Source organism: Bacillus sp. SDLI1 (assembly GCF_001553895.1).
Classification (GTDB): domain Bacteria; phylum Bacillota; class Bacilli; order Bacillales; family Bacillaceae; genus Bacillus; species Bacillus siamensis.
The window spans coordinates 1,350,001-1,366,242 of sequence record NZ_CP013950.1 but is presented as its reverse complement, the minus strand read 5'-3'; the positions used below and the strand labels follow the sequence as shown (position 1 = coordinate 1,366,242).

16 protein-coding genes, 1 rRNA gene and 1 pseudogene (1 of these 18 only partly in view) are annotated in these 16,242 nt (G+C 44.3%); 14 read left to right on the top strand and 4 right to left on the bottom strand.

The window, feature by feature from the left end; genetic code table 11:
• The first annotated feature begins 34 nt into the window (after positions 1 to 34).
• The 5 genes from AUL54_RS06310 to mutY all read left to right on the top strand — a co-directional run bounded on the left by AUL54_RS06310 (position 35) and on the right by mutY (position 5,131).
• The gene (locus AUL54_RS06310; protein WP_060963253.1) at positions 35 to 1,192 is read left to right on the top strand and encodes an N-acetylmuramoyl-L-alanine amidase; all 1,158 of its coding nucleotides are present in this window, start codon (positions 35 to 37) and stop codon (positions 1,190 to 1,192) included.
• 150 nt (positions 1,193 to 1,342) lie between these two features.
• Positions 1,343 to 1,996, top strand: coding sequence for a hypothetical protein (locus tag AUL54_RS06305; RefSeq protein ID WP_060963252.1), 654 nt, complete (start codon positions 1,343 to 1,345; stop codon positions 1,994 to 1,996).
• Between the two features lie 441 nt (positions 1,997 to 2,437).
• Entirely contained in the window at positions 2,438 to 3,550 is a 1,113-nt protein-coding gene (locus tag AUL54_RS06300) for a response regulator aspartate phosphatase (RefSeq protein WP_060963251.1), read from the top strand.
• Positions 3,551 to 3,700: a PhrK family phosphatase-inhibitory pheromone gene (locus AUL54_RS21480; RefSeq protein ID WP_162885924.1), complete on the top strand. Its 150-nt coding sequence runs from the start codon at positions 3,551 to 3,553 to the stop codon at positions 3,698 to 3,700. It abuts the gene before it with no gap.
• Between the two features lie 333 nt (positions 3,701 to 4,033).
• Entirely contained in the window at positions 4,034 to 5,131 is a 1,098-nt protein-coding gene (gene mutY / locus AUL54_RS06295; RefSeq protein WP_060963250.1) for an A/G-specific adenine glycosylase, read from the top strand.
• A 6-nt stretch (positions 5,132 to 5,137) separates the two neighbouring features.
• Here the strand turns inward: mutY and AUL54_RS06290 are convergent, their stop codons facing one another.
• Positions 5,138 to 5,362, bottom strand: coding sequence for a hypothetical protein (locus AUL54_RS06290; RefSeq protein ID WP_016936709.1), 225 nt, complete (start codon positions 5,360 to 5,362; stop codon positions 5,138 to 5,140).
• An 82-nt stretch (positions 5,363 to 5,444) separates the two neighbouring features.
• On the opposite strand from AUL54_RS06290, the gene fabL reads away from it, so the two are divergent.
• The 5 genes and pseudogenes from fabL (at position 5,445) to AUL54_RS06265 (ending at position 9,351) form a co-directional block, all read left to right on the top strand.
• Positions 5,445 to 6,197, top strand: a complete 753-nt coding sequence (gene fabL, locus AUL54_RS06285) for an enoyl-[acyl-carrier-protein] reductase FabL (protein ID WP_060963249.1) — start codon at positions 5,445 to 5,447, stop codon at positions 6,195 to 6,197.
• Positions 6,198 to 6,281: 84 nt separating this feature from the next.
• Positions 6,282 to 6,434 (top strand): annotated as a pseudogene (locus AUL54_RS06280) (gamma-type small acid-soluble spore protein); the annotation flags it as partial.
• A gap of 160 nt (positions 6,435 to 6,594) precedes the next feature.
• A complete protein-coding gene (locus AUL54_RS06275; protein WP_003155476.1) occupies positions 6,595 to 6,861 on the top strand; it encodes a YgaB family protein in 267 nt (88 codons plus the stop codon).
• 135 nt (positions 6,862 to 6,996) lie between these two features.
• Positions 6,997 to 7,527 (top strand): nucleoside tri-diphosphate phosphatase, encoded by a 531-nt coding sequence (gene ntdP / locus AUL54_RS06270; RefSeq protein ID WP_003155475.1) that lies wholly within the window; start codon positions 6,997 to 6,999, stop codon positions 7,525 to 7,527.
• An 81-nt stretch (positions 7,528 to 7,608) separates the two neighbouring features.
• Complete coding sequence (locus tag AUL54_RS06265; RefSeq protein ID WP_049628142.1) at positions 7,609 to 9,351, top strand: ABC transporter ATP-binding protein; 1,743 nt, start codon at positions 7,609 to 7,611, stop codon at positions 9,349 to 9,351.
• A 75-nt stretch (positions 9,352 to 9,426) separates the two neighbouring features.
• Here the strand turns inward: AUL54_RS06265 and AUL54_RS06260 are convergent, their stop codons facing one another.
• Positions 9,427 to 10,494, bottom strand: coding sequence for an aromatic acid exporter family protein (locus AUL54_RS06260; protein WP_016936706.1), 1,068 nt, complete (start codon positions 10,492 to 10,494; stop codon positions 9,427 to 9,429).
• Between the two features lie 209 nt (positions 10,495 to 10,703).
• Entirely contained in the window at positions 10,704 to 11,993 is a 1,290-nt protein-coding gene (locus tag AUL54_RS06255; protein WP_016936705.1) for a glutamate-1-semialdehyde 2,1-aminomutase, read from the bottom strand.
• Between the two features lie 156 nt (positions 11,994 to 12,149).
• Here AUL54_RS06255 and bcp point away from each other — a divergent pair, with 156 nt between their 5' ends.
• Together bcp and perR are read left to right on the top strand one after the other, a co-directional pair.
• The gene (bcp, locus tag AUL54_RS06250; protein WP_060963248.1) at positions 12,150 to 12,623 is read left to right on the top strand and encodes a thioredoxin-dependent thiol peroxidase; all 474 of its coding nucleotides are present in this window, start codon (positions 12,150 to 12,152) and stop codon (positions 12,621 to 12,623) included.
• Between the two features lie 124 nt (positions 12,624 to 12,747).
• Positions 12,748 to 13,185, top strand: coding sequence for a peroxide-responsive transcriptional repressor PerR (gene perR / locus AUL54_RS06245; RefSeq protein WP_013351502.1), 438 nt, complete (start codon positions 12,748 to 12,750; stop codon positions 13,183 to 13,185).
• Positions 13,186 to 13,219: 34 nt separating this feature from the next.
• On the opposite strand, the gene AUL54_RS06240 is transcribed toward perR, so the two are convergent.
• Positions 13,220 to 13,573, bottom strand: coding sequence for a YgzB family protein (locus AUL54_RS06240; protein WP_007408568.1), 354 nt, complete (start codon positions 13,571 to 13,573; stop codon positions 13,220 to 13,222).
• A 202-nt stretch (positions 13,574 to 13,775) separates the two neighbouring features.
• On the opposite strand from AUL54_RS06240, the gene AUL54_RS06235 reads away from it, so the two are divergent.
• On the top strand, positions 13,776 to 14,660 hold the full coding sequence (locus AUL54_RS06235) for a nucleotidyltransferase-like protein (RefSeq protein WP_016936703.1): 885 nt from the start codon (positions 13,776 to 13,778) through the stop codon (positions 14,658 to 14,660).
• Between the two features lie 294 nt (positions 14,661 to 14,954).
• Positions 14,955 to 16,242, top strand: a 16S ribosomal RNA gene (locus tag AUL54_RS06230); it runs 261 nt beyond the window's last position.

The following is a 16,242-nucleotide window of genomic DNA, read 5'->3' as shown; positions in this document are numbered from 1 at the left end:
TTTTATATTTCAAAACAGAATAGGAGAGATTTTTATGTCATCATTCAGAAACCAATATATTGATATTAACAAATGGACGCGGCCGGGAATCAAAAACAACGGCGTGAAGAAACTGGCCGTTCATTACACGGCAAACCCCGGCGCGTCTGCTGCCAATCATTATAGATATTTTGGTCAAACGCTCCCTGCACAGAACAGAAATCTGTCTGAGAAAAAACAGACGTTTGCATCAGCACATATTTTTGTCGATCGTATAGAGGCTATTTGCATCATTCCGTTGAATGAGGTGGCCTATCATGCGAATGATGTTCAGCAATTCGTTAACGGGCAGCCTTACCGGGGTGTCGCGGCACTGAAGCCGAATGCGAATTTCTTATCTATAGGCGTGGAGCTTTGCATTGAAAAAGACGGTACTTTCCATCCTGATACCATTGCCCGCGCAGAACAAGTTTGTGCCGAGCTGTGCAAAATGTATAAACTTGATCCAATCAATGATATTGTGCGGCACTATGATATTACTCATAAAATTTGCCCGGCGCCGTGGGTGAGTAGGTCACAGGGGTTTACCGATTTTAAAGCCCGCGTTAACAAGCGGATGGCCGGCACGGTTGTAACGGTGCCTGTGGTATCGAATTCAGCCGTTACCCATACAGACACGGGAAGATTTATAAAAAATACGGTTGTGGCAAAGGATGGGCTTGTTTTACGCACACAACGAAGCGCTGGCTCCTCTATGGTGCTTACCCTGCCGAATGGCACGATTGTAAAATATCAGCTTGGTTCAACTGTGAAAGGGTGGGGATATATTGAGTACACCAATTCAAAAGGCCAGACATTCCACGGATACGTCAACGTGTCTTATATAAAGAGCGATAATGAACTGAAAAGCAGCGGGAAAAAGAAGGCTGCAGTAAAGTCCAAAACAAGCAATAAACCAAAATTTCCCCTGCCTGACGGTGTTTTCAAAGTCACCAACCCATTAACCAGGGGCGCAGCCGTAAAACAAATACAGTCAGCGTTGGCGGCACTTTATTTCTATCCGGACAAAGGAGCACCGAACAATGGGATTGATAGCGTATATGGGCCAAAAACAGCAAATGCGGTCAAACGATTTCAATTGATGAACGGTTTAACGTCTGATGGAATTTACGGGCAGGAGACTAGACATAAAATCCTGCATTTATTGCGATAAGTAGTCGTTTATACCTTTCGGTGATCAAGTGGGTAAAACTAAATGACCAGGGGTGAAAAAGCTTTCTTAGTTAATTTTAACCAAAATATGGTACTGGGGTTTTTTTGAAAACCAGAGTTTGATATGGTTTTTTAAAAGGAGGAATGTATTTTGAAATTTAAGATTTTTAGTTCAGTAATGTCAATCGCTATTGCATCTAGTTTAACTTTGCCGTCATTTGCTTCGGCTGAAACTTTCTCTGCCCCTAAAGTATCTAAGGAATGTTCACAACCATTATCAGAGGGAGAGGTGACCGATAAATACGGGAAACCTATTGAATTAAAAGATACAGATACTGATATGAAAATTGCATTAGAGATTGCAAAATCTGATTTAGAAGAAAAGGCAGTAGTTAATAAAGAGGGTTTTGCTGAAAACTTTTACAAGAATGCAAAAGATGCAAATGTTAGTGAAAAAGCTTTCGAGGAATTTAATGCATCATTGGAAAATTTAAATAAGGGTGTAAAAAACGGTCAATATAAATTAGGTAGTAATATATCAGATATAAACGTATCAGCCGCAGAAAATAGTGATGTTTCTGCTCAAGCAACATGGTTCATCTCCCATTCTAAATCTGCAAAAGCCCAAAAATTAATTTTGGCGGGTGCAGGAGTTTCTTTGCTTGCTTCTGAATTAGGTGTTCCGGTTCTCGTGGCTTCTGGTTTAGCTGCACTAGCAGCCGGAGCAGGCCTGTGTGATTGGAATGACAAGGGTTTTTATTTGATCTATGCTGCTAACCTTTTTTATTGTGTGCCAAGGCTTTAAAAAATTAAAAGAGTTCAGGGTGGGCTAAATGCATAAAATTATTAATTACATCATGGTAAGCTTGTTATTGGTGTATATCATTGTTTCCTTTTCTTTGGATTTTAGTAACAATGATATTCCATATATTTTTGTTGCTCTGATTCTCATCATTGTTTCCTTTATCTTTGAGAAGAGAAAGTCATATAAAAATTGAATTTTTCAAGTAGAAAGGCCTTTCCTAGATGGAAGGGCCTTTTTTTGGATAGTGGCTTATCCATAACGTCATTTTAACAATGAACCCTAAAAAATAGTAATATTTTCCCTTGCCTCTAATTGCGTAAAAACGAAATAAGAATTGCGGTATATCGAAAATTATTTCTATATATTACATATTATGCTAAACGTATGCTAGAATGTTGTTTGAGAAAATTTAGAATATTTGTAGAAAGAGGGGTTTATCTTATGAGTAAACTGGCTTCTGAATGTGTTGCAAATATATTAAATGATTGGTATATCGCGATAAAACAACAAGACACGGAGTCTGCTGAGAAATATTTTGAAGAGATCAAACCATTGTTTGATGAAATGGAAGAGGATCAGGAAGTTTTGATGTATTATTCTTTATTAGAAGAAAGACATAAAATGCTTTTGTACCAGGTGAAAGGGGAGGAGCTGCCGCCCCATTCATATTTTAATGAAAACCACGCTGATGAAATAAAAAAAACAGATCACATGATTGAATATTATTTCTTTCTATTTGAAGCGTTATATGAGTCGCACAAAAGAAATTTTGAGAAAGCAATTACTTTGTTCAAAATAGCAGAGAAAAAATTGAAAGATATACCCGATTGTATAGAGCGGGCTGAATTTTATTCGAAAGTGGCATCTATGTACATGATGCTGCGGCAGAGTCTAATTTCTTTGAATTATATCAATGATGCTCTACAAATTTATAGAGAAAATGAAGGCTATAAACGAAAGCTTGCCACGTCTCTTATGATTGTTGGCCAAAACTACACTGATTTAGGACTCTACGAAAAAGCAGAGGAAAGTTATTTAGAAGCAATCAGAATTTCGAGACTTCTTCACGATTCGCTTTTCACCGCTTTAATACATCATAATTTAAGTATTACATATTCTGCAGCAAACCGTCCCCAAGACTGTATAAATGCTTTGAAAAAGGCCATCAGAAATAAAGAGTGGAGAGAATCGGTTTATTATATAAATTCCCTGTATATGTTTTTGAAAGAGCTTTATAAAATAGGGGATGTAAATAAAATTCCATATTATTATAAAAAGACAAAGGAATATTTTAAACGAAAAGAGAATAAGGTGTATGAGGCTAAAATAAATATTATTTACGGACTTCTGCAGCAGGATCAGAGGAAAAGCATTGAAACTTGTCGAGGTGGTATTTCTTATTTATATAAAGTAAATGACCTTGATAGCGTTTTTGATCTTTCTTTGGTTATTTCAGAACACTGTGAGCAGCATGGACTCTTTAAAGAGGCGCTGGAATTTTCTAAACATGCTATTTTAGCCGAGAAGAAAATGAGGCACCTGGAGGGATTGTAATTGAAAAAAATTATTCTTTGTGCAGCTCTAACCTTCGTTGCGTTAAGTGGTTTAGCTGTAGTCAAAATTAATCATGCATCATCGGATGTTAAGATAACAGAGCGACCGGTGGGTACTCTAAAATTAGCAGAGCGACCAGTAGGCACATAAAAAAAGCCCCGGACAGGGCTTTTTTTTGCGCTCATGGCGTTCTATGTTTGTGATTAATCGGGGGCAATATGGTGCGCCTGTCCTCTTAAAATCCCCCCAATATCCCCCAATCCCCCCAAATGTTTAAGGTGTTATACTATAATTTACAAAGCATAGTACACTTAAAAAAACATCGGAACACTGATATAATAGGGTTTCTTGATTATTGAAATAATCATTTAATAAGCATCGGCATTACACTATTTAATGTAACATATTATCGTAACGTGCCCTTAGTTTACACCAAAATACAGTGTCAAGAAAAGCGGGACCCGAAACATCTGAGGAGAAGATATGAACGCACTTGAAGAAAAATTGAAACAAAAAGATATAGACGCATTTCGTGAGGACTTAGTTACATGGTTCGAAAGAGAACAGAGAATTCTGCCGTGGAGAGAAAATCAGGACCCGTATCGGGTGTGGGTGTCAGAGGTCATGCTGCAGCAGACGCGCGTAGATACCGTCATCCCTTATTTCCAACGGTTTCTTGAGCAATTTCCGACCGTCTCGGCGCTCGCTGAAGCCGATGAGGAAAAAGTGCTCAAAGCCTGGGAAGGGTTAGGCTATTACTCCCGTGTGAGAAATCTGCAAAGCGCCGTAAAAGAAGTACACGAGCGGTATGGGGGAGTCGTTCCTGACGGGGAAAAGGAATTCGGCGGACTGAAAGGTGTCGGCCCTTATACAAAAGGCGCCGTGCTCAGCATCGCATACAACAAGCCGATTCCGGCCGTAGACGGCAATGTGATGCGTGTCATGTCGAGAATTCTTTCCATATGGGACGATATCGCAAAACCGAAAACGAGAACCATTTTCGAACAGGCGGTATCCGCATTCATTTCTCATGAAAAACCTTCTGAATTCAATCAGGGTTTAATGGAGCTCGGCGCGATCATCTGCACCCCGAAATCGCCGTCCTGTCTGCTGTGCCCCGTGCAAAAGCACTGTTCGGCATTTGCGGAAGGGACAGAGCGGGAGCTGCCCGTCAAAAGCAAAAAGAAAAAACCCGGGGTGAAAACAATGGCAGCCGTTGTGCTGACAGACGACCAGGACAATGTCTATATTCATAAACGGCCGCCAAAAGGATTGCTCGCCAATCTGTGGGAGTTTCCGAACACCGAAACCCAAAAAGGAATCAAAACCGAAAGAGAGCAGCTTGAAGCCTTTTTAGAAAAAGAGATGGGAACAACCGCTGAAATCGGGGAGCTGGAAGGCATCGTTGAGCATGTTTTTACTCATCTCGTCTGGAATATTTCGGTCTTTTTCGGTAAAGTAAAACAAGTGTCGGATACATCAGAATTAATACGGGTCACAAAAGAGGAACTCGGGGAATATGCTTTTCCCGTTTCCCATCAAAAGATTTGGAAAATGGCGGACGAGAGCGGCCGCCGGTAAAAAGCGTCAGTCATAGCTGACGCGCGTGCCGTGGCTGTAATCCGCCTCATTCCGTTTCAGTCCGCCGCGGGCTTCGATTTCCTGAATCAGTTCCCGGTATTTGGACTGGCCTTCCTCGTTTAAATACGGCATAATTTGCTGGAAGGCATGGTGGAAATAGGCGAGCTCTGAATCTTTCCAATCTTGTTTGGGCATCATAGCCAATTCGCCCATATCACGTCCGACATACATATAAAAAGACCCCTTTCAACAATTATTGCTTTTATTGTTTGTTGAATGAAAAGAACTATACGCAGCAAGGAGCTGAGGAAAAATGGAACAAAATAAATGCGCACTGGTCACAGGAAGCAGCCGAGGCGTCGGAAAAGCGGCAGCCATCAGACTCGCGGAAAAAGGCTACAACATCGTTATCAATTACGCCCGCAGTAAAAAAGCGGCACTAGAAACAGCCGAAGAAATTGAGAAACTCGGCGTTAAAACGCTCGTCATTAAAGTCAATGTCGGCCAGCCGGCAAAAATTAAAGACATGTTCCGCCAGATCGACGAAACATTCGGCAGACTGGACGTATTCGTCAATAACGCGGCTTCAGGTGTGCTGAGACCGGTCATGGAACTCGAAGAAACACATTGGGACTGGACGATGAATATCAACGCGAAAGCATTGCTTTTCTGCGCTCAGGAAGCGGCAAAGCTGATGGAGAAAAACGGAGGCGGCCACATCGTCAGCATCAGCTCGCTCGGCAGCATCCGCTATCTTGAGAACTATACGACGGTCGGTGTCTCAAAAGCCGCTTTAGAAGCGTTAACCCGTTACCTGGCGGTTGAGCTTTCTCCGAAAAACATCATCGTAAACGCGGTTTCCGGCGGAGCGATTGATACGGACGCGCTGAAGCATTTCCCTAACAGAGACGAATTGCTTGAAGATGCCCGCCAAAATACGCCGGCCGGACGAATGGTCGAAATTAAAGATATGATCGATACGGTGGAGTTTTTAGTTTCTTCAAAAGCGGACATGATCCGCGGCCAGACCATCATTATCGACGGCGGACGCTCTCTGCTCGTATAAGTTTTTAAAAAACATGAATAGCCTTAACACCTCCTGCACATTCTAAAGTGCGTGGAGGTGATAACAATGGCAAACTCAAAATACAGCAAAACAGACGTTCAGCAGGTGAAAAAACAAAACCAGCAATCAGCTTCCGGTCAAGGTCAATACGGCACTGAATTCGGCAGTGAAACTGATGCACAGCAGGTAAGAAAGCAAAACCAATCTGCTGAACAAAACAAACAGCAAAACAGCTAATCACTGAAACAAAAAAGCACTTCATCTTCGGGTGGAAGTGCTTTTTTCTTTTATCCAAACGACAAAACTTGTGATTCCTCTACAGAATGAGTCAAAGGGTTTTCCTGCAGAAAATCGAAATGGTAAGGAGTATCAACCTAAAAGCCTAAGGAGGAACCCGATGTCAGAGTTTGAAAAGCTTGTAAGTGAACAGATGAAGATCATGGATCAGCTTCTCGAGCTGCAGTCAGAACTCGACCGCTGCCGGCAGGTGGAGGCGGAACTCATCAGTCTGGAAAGAGATGCGAAGCTGGACAATGTACAGGACGAAATTGCGACAAAGCGAAAAGATCTGGCCGGCATACAGGAGTTATTCCAAAGGCAGACAGAGCAAGTCATCCAGTCTTATCGCAGCACGGAAAAGCCGTCTTCCTATGTGCAGAAATGAATGTGCCATTCCGGAAGCGGAGTGGTTCTTTTATTTTCATTTTTTAATTCGTAACGGTATAATAGTGAAAAGACTTGTCGGAAAGCAATTGCGGCTGCATTGACTGCAGGGCTTTACAGAAAGTAGGGGAGAAATATGGGATATCCCAAGGAAGGAGAAACCATTCAAATTCACAGCTATAAGCATAACGGGCTGCTTCATCGAATTTGGAATGAAACGACGATTTTAAAAAGTACGGAATTGTGTATCATTGGAGCTAACGACCGGACAATGGTGACCGAATCCGACGGACGGACGTGGGTGACGAGAGAACCGGCGATCTGCTACTTTCATGCCCGTCAGTGGTTTAACGTTATTGGAATGCTGAGAGATGACGGGGTTCACTATTATTGCAACATCAGCTCGCCGTTCGCTTATGACGGGGAGGCCATCAAATATATTGATTACGATTTGGATGTCAAGGTGTTTCCGGATATGACGTATAACATTCTTGACGAAGATGAATACGATGATCACCGCAAATCAATGAATTACCCTAAAGAGATCGACAGCATTCTGAAGGAGTATCTGAATACGCTGCTGCACTGGATTCATCAGCGGAAAGGACCGTTTGCTCCGGAATTTGTTGATATGTGGTATGAACGGTATCTGCGCTATACAAAATAAAGAATATAATAAAAACCTGTTGGGGTGTCAACAGGTTTTTCACATGGGCTCACACGCCTTAAAGAGAGAGGGGGATAAAGTGTGGGCGTAATCAGACGCTATATGCAATTTGTAAAACCTTATAAAAAACAAATCTTTATCACAGTGTGTATCGGTATTATAAAATTCTCCATCCCGCTGGCTCTCCCGCTTCTGTTAAAATACGTAGTCGACGACATTATTCAAGGGAGCGGAACGGCAAGCGCTAAAACGTCATCACTATTCACGATTATGGGCATCATGTTCGTGCTGTTTTTAGTTCTGCGTCCGCCGGTAGAGTATTATCGGCAATATTTCGCGCAATGGACGGGCAGCCGGGTGCTCTACGATATCAGAGGAGTATTGTTTGACCATATTCAAAAATTGAGCCTGCGGTTTTATGCCAATACGAGGACAGGCGAAGTCATTTCCCGGGTGATAAATGATGTCGAACAGACAAAAGACTTTGTCATAACGGGACTGATGAATATCTGGCTTGATATGATGACGGTGCTGATCGTCATCTGTATTATGTTCACACTCGATATCAAGCTGACACTGATATCTGTCATTTTATTTCCGTTATACGGAATTTCAGTGAAATACTTTTACGGCCGTCTCCGAAAACTGACACGCGAGCGTTCTCAGGCTCTCGCTCAGGTGCAGGGCCATTTGCACGAAAGAGTTCAAGGGATGCCCGTTATCAGAAGCTTCGCCATTGAGAATTATGAACAAGCCAATTTTGATGAGAAAAATGGACATTTTCTGGACAAAGCGATCCGTCATACGAATTGGAACGCCAAAACATTTGCGGTCGTAAACACCATTACGGATTTAGCGCCGCTGCTCGTTATCGCGTTTGCGGGCTATTTTGTCATAAACGGCCCGCTGACAGTAGGAACAATGGTTGCATTCGTCGGTTACATTGACAGAATGTACAATCCGGTCAGAAGATTGATCAACTCATCGACGACGCTGACCCAGTCGATTGCTTCAATGGACCGCATATTTGAATTTATCGACGAGCCGTATGAATTGACTGATAAACCGAATGCCGTCAAAGCTGACGGCATTAAAGGCGAGGTTGAATTCCGAAATGTCTCGTTCTCCTATGAAGAAGGGAAAGAAAAGATCTTGCGGGACGTTTCCTTAAAGGTGACAAAAGGGGAGACCGTTGCGCTTGTCGGGATGAGCGGCGGCGGAAAATCGACGCTTGTCAGCCTCATACCGCGTTTTTATGATGTGTCCGGCGGCAGCCTGCTGATTGACGGCACAGATATTCGCGATTATGAAGCGAGAAGCCTCCGCAATCAAGTCGGAATGGTGCTTCAGGATACATTTCTGTTCAGTGAGACGATTCGTGAAAATATCGCCATCGGTAAACCGGGAGCGTCTCTGGATGAGGTGGTTGCGGCTGCGAAAGCGGCAAATGCCCATGAATTTATTATGGGTTTCCCCGAAGGCTATGAGACCAAAGTAGGCGAGCGGGGCGTCAAATTGTCAGGCGGGCAGAAGCAGCGGATTTCGATCGCCCGTGTATTCTTAAAAAATCCGCCGCTGCTGATTTTGGATGAAGCGACATCGGCTCTTGATCTTGAAAGTGAACACTACATTCAGGAAGCGATGGACAAGCTTGCGAAAAACCGGACGACATTTATCGTCGCCCACAGGCTGTCCACGATTACGCATGCGGATAAAATTGTCGTCATGGAAAACGGCTCCGTCATTGAAACCGGCACGCACGAAGAATTAATGGCGCGGGACGGCCAGTACAGACATTTATTTACGATCCAGAATTTAAATTGACTGAAAAACTTATGCCGACCGAATGGGCGGCATATGTTTTTTTATACAAAAAACCCGGTTCTTCTTAGCACCGGGTTACTCATCATCGTCTGTTTCTAATTCGCTGTCTTTCGGGTGGTATGTCTGAAAACTCGTAATCAGTGTATCAAGATGTTCCAGCTGCTCGCGGTATTCCGCAACCGCAGCCATAATGCTGAGCATATTGTAATCAAGCAGTTCATCCTCACAGTTCTGCTGATTTTTCAAGAAAGACTTCGTCAAAAGCTGTTTATATCTTATGCTTTCTTCAGCATCGTCATCATGCGGCTTAATCTTGCCGACAGTCCGCATCAAAATTCTTTCGTGCCAATGAAGCAGATAATCAATTTCTTCTGTCAGCGTCTCCTGAAATTCCTCCGGCATATGATAAATCTCGTTTTCATAGCGATGCAGCTTTTTCAGCGTATCAAGCGCCCGGTTCGCCGTAATAATGGCCTGTCTGAATAAAACAAGCTTGCGCGACTTTACATACGTCGTCTTCTTAAAGTAGCTTCTCTCTTCTTTATAAAGGAGATACGTATGGTCAAGCTTCATCATCTTTTCCTTCAGCTTCTCAATATCCTCTTTCAATATCGAGTGCTCCGTCGACTGGCGCATGGTCAGTCGGATCCATTTCATGATCTCATCGGTATATTCAACCGTATGATGAGTCAGTTTCGTTTCGTATTTCGGCGGAAGAAACACAAGGTTCACAATAAAGGAAGACAGCACGCCTAAAATAACGGTGCTTGTTCGAATCAGAGCGAACGTCAGGAAGCTGTTTCCCGGTGTTTCCAAAATCGCGATAACCGTAACGAGCGCAATCGAAATGGTGTGTTCAATTTTCAGTTTTAACATAATCGTAATGACAATGACTGCGGTCAATCCGATCATAATCGGACTCGGTCCGAAAATCAGTCCGAATACTGTAGCGATGACAGCGCCGATGATATTTGCCTGCACCTGATCAATAATGATAAGAAAAGACCTGTAAATAGAGGGCTGTATGGCAAATATAGCTGCAATCCCGGCAAAGATCGGCGACGGAAGTCCGATCCATGATGCTAAGTAGAGGGCGAGCGTAATCGCAATCCCTGTTTTAAAAATGCGGGCACCAAGTTTCATTGGTTTGTGCGTGCATTCCTTTCTCTAATAAATTATGTGCCGAACGAACGGCTGACACTTACATTTCCCTGTCGGTTTATTTGCTAAACAATAAAGTAATATACAGGGATCATACCAATTATTCAAGGTCTTTTTTTGAAAAAACCATTATCTCACAAATCGGACAAAAAGAAAAAGCGGAAGCCCCGGGCTCCCGCTTGTTTCAGCAGTTATTTTTTCATATGTCTGAACGCATCTTCAACCGCTTTTAAAGTGGCGTCGATATCTTCTTCAGTATGTGCGGTTGTGATAAACCAAGCTTCATACTTCGACGGGGCGAGATTGATCCCGCGTTCTAGCATCAGCTTGAAGAACTTGGCAAATGCTTCTCCGTCCGTATTTTCCGCCTGCTCATAATTGACGATTTTTTCATCACTGAAGTAAACCGTAAGCGCGCCTTTTAAACGGTTGACGGTAATGGTAATGCCATGTGTCTCCGCATGGGCGAGAATGCCTTGCTCAAGTCTGGCGCCGAGCTGATCAAGCCGCTCATAAACGCCTTCTTCCTTCAGCACTTCCAGACAGGCGATACCTGATAAGATGGATGCGGGATTCCCGGCCATCGTGCCGGCTTGATATGCCGGACCGAGCGGAGCGACCTGCTCCATGATCTCTTTTTTGCCTCCGTAAGCGCCGATCGGCAACCCGCCTCCGATGATTTTTCCGAGCGCCGTTAAATCAGGCTTTACTTGGAGAAGATCCTGCGCGCCTCCGTACATAAAACGGAACGCCGTGATCACTTCATCATAAATGACGAGCGCGCCCGCTTTGTGGGTCAATTCATTGACCTGTTCCAAAAAGCCTTCTTTAGGTTCAACGATGCCGAAATTGCCGACAATCGGCTCGACAAGAACCGCTGCAATTTCTGAACCCCATTTGTCCAATGCGGCCTTGTAGCTGTCAATGTCATTGAAAGGAACGGTAATCACCTCTTTGGCGATGCTTTTCGGCACACCGGCGGAATCGGGGGTGCCGAGCGTAGACGGACCTGAACCCGCAGCGACGAGCACGAGATCAGAATGGCCGTGATAGCAGCCGGCGAATTTAATGATTTTTGTCCGGCCTGTATAAGCGCGTGCAACCCGGATCGTTGTCATCACAGCTTCAGTACCCGAGTTTACGAACCGCACTTTATCAAGTGAAGGAATGGCCTCCTTCAGCATTTTGGCGAAAGTGACCTCATGCTTAGTCGGCGTTCCGTACAGTACGCCGTTTTCAGCGGCTTTTTTAATCGCTTCTGTAATATGCGGGTGGGCATGTCCGGTAATAATCGGACCGTAAGCCGCTAAATAATCAATATACTGATTCCCGTCTACATCCCAGAAATAAGCGCCGTTTGCTTTTTCCATCGCAACTGGTGAACCGCCGCCTACCGCTTTATAGGATCTGGACGGGCTGTTCACGCCTCCCACGATATGCTCTAACGCTTCTTTATGAAGTTCAACTGATTTTGTATACAAAAAATGACCCTCCTAATATCTCCTTACATCATATTCTATTGTAGCATGCTTCAATGTGAGCACAACGGTTCTTGCTTCCAGAAAAGAGCGGGGGATAACGGTTGTAATCTTAACGCGAATTGGATACGCTTAATAAAAAACCCGGAGGTATAAGAAATGACGATTGAAATCGGACAAGCAGCACCGGATATGAAATTAGTGAACGACAGCGGAGAAAAAGTATCATTAACGGATTTTAGAGGAAAGTACGTCGTGCTCTATTTTTATCCGAAAGACATGACACCCGGATGCACGACGGAAGCATGCGATTTCCGTGATCAGCACGAAAGTTTCGCGGGACTTGATGCGGTTATCATCGGAGTAAGCCCTGACAGCCGTGACAAACATGAAAAATTCAAGCAGAAACACGATCTTCCTTTCCAGCTCCTCGTCGATGATGAGCACAAACTGGCGGAAGCTTTTGATGTGTGGAAGCTGAAGAAGAATTTTGGGAAAGAATATATGGGAATCGAACGCTCCACCTTTCTGTTAGACAAAGAAGGCCGTCTCGTGAAGGAATGGAGAAAGGTAAAAGTAAAAGATCATGTTGCGGAAGCGCTTCGCGAATTGGAACAAATTGCGTCTAATTAATGGACAAATGCTGAACTCACGGGGTTTTCGTCAGATTGCATTTGACAGGAGACCGGAAAAAGATGTACACTAATTATAAACATTATAAAGTAAGAATCTTTTTTAGAAGAGAGGTGCATGACGGATGGCTGCACATGAATTAAAAGAAGCCTTAGACACGTTGAAGGATACGGGAGTCCGGATTACTCCTCAACGTCATGCCATTCTGGAATATCTCGTGGACTCTATGGCTCATCCGACAGCGGACGATATATATAAAGCCTTGGAAGGGAAATTCCCTAATATGAGTGTTGCGACAGTTTATAACAATTTGCGTGTATTCCGGGAAGCGGGGCTTGTAAAGGAGCTTACGTACGGAGATGCGTCCAGCAGATTTGACTTTGTCACCTCTGACCATTATCACGCCATTTGTGAAAACTGCGGAAAAATCGTGGACTTCCATTATCCTGGCCTTGACGAAGTGGAACAGCTTGCGGCTCACGTAACGGGGTTTAAGGTAAGCCACCATCGTTTGGAGATTTACGGCGTCTGCCAAGAATGCTCCAAAAAAGAAAACCATTAAACGAAGCTGACCGCTTTGATACGGTCAGCTTTGTTTATTTCACACTGTTTTTTCTATTATAAGACTCATCGAACGCTTTGCCTTCCAAACCTTTATCCAATGTAAGCGGCTCTCTGCAATGCATGCACATATCTACTCTGCCCAGAATTTTCGTTTCTTTCTCGCAGGCGGGGCACATCACCCGGACCGCTTTTGTGGACAGCATGCCGATCCAAAAATAAACGGCGGTGCTGAGCCCGATCGACAGCAGGCCGAGAATCATAAACAAGCTGGCAAGCAAAACAGACTGCTTAAAGAACAGCCCGATGTACATAATGATAAACCCAACGAAAACCAAACTTAACGCAAACGTTCTGATCTTATTAATTTTGCTTGAGTATTTCGCCATGTCCATCCCCCTCTGGTTTAACTATAGCACAAATCAGATGGCATATTCTTCATGTTTTCGTAAGAAAAGGGAAGAATAGATATGGCAGCTGAAAGGAAATTTGTTATAATAGTTCAATGTGTTTAGAAAAAAGGACTTTCATGTTTTATCATAGAAATGTAGAAACAAAAGCTTGTGAAACAATCGCATTGGAGGAATCGTAATGGACAATCTTCTCCGTCCAATTTACCAAGAAAGAGCAAGTCATCCCGATACGCTGGCCGTCCTTATGATTGAGAGAAGGAGCAAAGCATCATCCATCACAGATAACTTTGATGCGGTCATGCTTGTCATTGTCAAACAGGCTGAAGAGCCTCTTTTTATAAAGCATTATGAATTCGAACACAAAACCGCTTCCTTACATATTGTAACGGATGCCCTGCTCCAGGAATGGATTCTGCTGGGGACAAATAGAAGAGTTATAGATTGGATCATAAACGGCAAGGTGCTGTTTGACCGCAATGAATATATATCTGAACTCAATGACCGGCTCAGCACTTTTCCTTTCGCCGAGCGGAAATTAAAGATCGGAATGGAATACGGCAAGCTGATCAGAAGGTTTGTAGAAGGAAAAGCGTTTTTTGAAGCTGATCATTTTCTGGATGCATATTATGCGGTCGTGCATGCTCTTCACCACTTGGCCCGCATAGAAGTGATTGACCGGGGGTTCTATCCTGAAACGACTGTCTGGAATCAGGTCCGCCATATTGAGCCGCAGGTATATAAGTTATATTCCGAACTTGTTGAGAGTCACGAAAGTTTGGAGAAAAGGCTCGAATTATTATTCTTAGCAAATGATTTTCTCATCCATTCAAAAGCTGAAATCGGTTCGGCGCATCTTTTTCAAGTTATGAGTGAAAAAGAAATGTGGCAGTTTGGAGAATTGCTCCAGCATCCTGAGCTGGCGCCTTTCACCCAAGATCTCGGTGTCATGCTTGATTACCTGACGGAAAAAGGTTTTATTGAAGTATCTCAAATAGAGACAAAAGGGCAGGAAGTATATCATCGAGGATATTCTTTCAAAAAAAGTGTTGACGCTGAATTATAGGCGTGTTATATTTTTAAACGTCGCTGATGCGCTTCGACAAAAAGCACACAGCGGCGGAGAAATAAAAACAAAAAAACATTTGACAGCAACTCGCTGAAATGTTATACTGAGAAAGTCGCCTCAAGATGAGGTTGAAGATGATCTTTGAAAACTAAACAAGACAAAACGTACCTGTTAATTCAAAGTTTTAAATAAATCGCACAGTGATGTGCGTAGTCAGTCAAACTAAGGTCTGCATGATGCGGATCACACAGACGTTACTGCAGGATGCAGTGAACTTAGTCTGTGATCCATTTATCGGAGAGTTTGATCCTGGCTCAGGACGAACGCTGGCGGCGTGCCTAATACATGCAAGTCGAGCGGACAGATGGGAGCTTGCTCCCTGATGTTAGCGGCGGACGGGTGAGTAACACGTGGGTAACCTGCCTGTAAGACTGGGATAACTCCGGGAAACCGGGGCTAATACCGGATGGTTGTTTGAACCGCATGGTTCAGACATAAAAGGTGGCTTCGGCTACCACTTACAGATGGACCCGCGGCGCATTAGCTAGTTGGTGAGGTAACGGCTCACCAAGGCGACGATGCGTAGCCGACCTGAGAGGGTGATCGGCCACACTGGGACTGAGACACGGCCCAGACTCCTACGGGAGGCAGCAGTAGGGAATCTTCCGCAATGGACGAAAGTCTGACGGAGCAACGCCGCGTGAGTGATGAAGGTTTTCGGATCGTAAAGCTCTGTTGTTAGGGAAGAACAAGTGCCGTTCAAATAGGGCGGCGCCTTGACGGTACCTAACCAGAAAGCCACGGCTAACTACGTGCCAGCAGCCGCGGTAATACGTAGGTGGCAAGCGTTGTCCGGAATTATTGGGCGTAAAGGGCTCGCAGGCGGTTTCTTAAGTCTGATGTGAAAGCCCCCGGCTCAACCGGGGAGGGTCATTGGAAACTGGGGAACTTGAGTGCAGAAGAGGAGAGTGGAATTCCACGTGTAGCGGTGAAATGCGTAGAGATGTGGAGGAACACCAGTGGCGAAGGCGACTCTCTGGTCTGTAACTGACGCTGAGGAGCGAAAGCGTGGGGAGCGAACAGGATTAGATACCCTGGTAGTCCACGCCGTAAACGATGAGTGCTAAGTGTTAGGGGGTTTCCGCCCCTTAGTGCTGCAGCTAACGCATTAAGCACTCCGCCTGGGGAGTACGGTCGCAAGACTGAAACTCAAAGGAATTGACGGGGGCCCGCACAAGCGGTGGAGCATGTGGTTTAATTCGAAGCAACGCGAAGAACCTTACCAGGTCTTGACATCCTCTGACAATCCTAGAGATAGGACGTCCCCTTCGGGGCAGAGTGACAGGTGGTGCATGGTTGTCGTCAGCTCGTGTCGTGAGATGTTGGGTTAAGTCCCGCAACGAGCGCAACCCTTGATCTTAGTTGCCAGCATTCAGTTGGGCACTCTAAGGTGACTGCCGGTGACAAACCGGAGGAAGGTGGGGATGACGTCAAATCATCATGCCCCTTATGACCTGGGCTACACACGTGCTACAATGGACAGAACAAAGGGCAGCGAAACCGCGAGGTTAAGCCAATC

What these genes read in the sequence shown, in the direction of transcription:
- AUL54_RS06310 (WP_060963253.1), top strand. Translation starts at nt 35, where the DNA reads ATGTCATCATTCAGAAACCAATATATTGATATTAACAAATGGACGCGG.
- AUL54_RS06235 (WP_016936703.1), top strand. Translation starts at nt 13,776, where the DNA reads ATGGACAATCTTCTCCGTCCAATTTACCAAGAAAGAGCAAGTCATCCC.
- bcp (WP_060963248.1), top strand. Translation starts at nt 12,150, where the DNA reads ATGACGATTGAAATCGGACAAGCAGCACCGGATATGAAATTAGTGAAC.
- ntdP (WP_003155475.1), top strand. Translation starts at nt 6,997, where the DNA reads ATGGGATATCCCAAGGAAGGAGAAACCATTCAAATTCACAGCTATAAG.
- AUL54_RS06240 (WP_007408568.1), bottom strand. Translation starts at nt 13,573, where the DNA reads ATGGCGAAATACTCAAGCAAAATTAATAAGATCAGAACGTTTGCGTTA.
- AUL54_RS06290 (WP_016936709.1), bottom strand. Translation starts at nt 5,362, where the DNA reads ATGTATGTCGGACGTGATATGGGCGAATTGGCTATGATGCCCAAACAA.
- perR (WP_013351502.1), top strand. Translation starts at nt 12,748, where the DNA reads ATGGCTGCACATGAATTAAAAGAAGCCTTAGACACGTTGAAGGATACG.
- AUL54_RS06300 (WP_060963251.1), top strand. Translation starts at nt 2,438, where the DNA reads ATGAGTAAACTGGCTTCTGAATGTGTTGCAAATATATTAAATGATTGG.
- AUL54_RS06275 (WP_003155476.1), top strand. Translation starts at nt 6,595, where the DNA reads ATGTCAGAGTTTGAAAAGCTTGTAAGTGAACAGATGAAGATCATGGAT.
- mutY (WP_060963250.1), top strand. Translation starts at nt 4,034, where the DNA reads ATGAACGCACTTGAAGAAAAATTGAAACAAAAAGATATAGACGCATTT.
- fabL (WP_060963249.1), top strand. Translation starts at nt 5,445, where the DNA reads ATGGAACAAAATAAATGCGCACTGGTCACAGGAAGCAGCCGAGGCGTC.
- AUL54_RS06260 (WP_016936706.1), bottom strand. Translation starts at nt 10,494, where the DNA reads ATGAAACTTGGTGCCCGCATTTTTAAAACAGGGATTGCGATTACGCTC.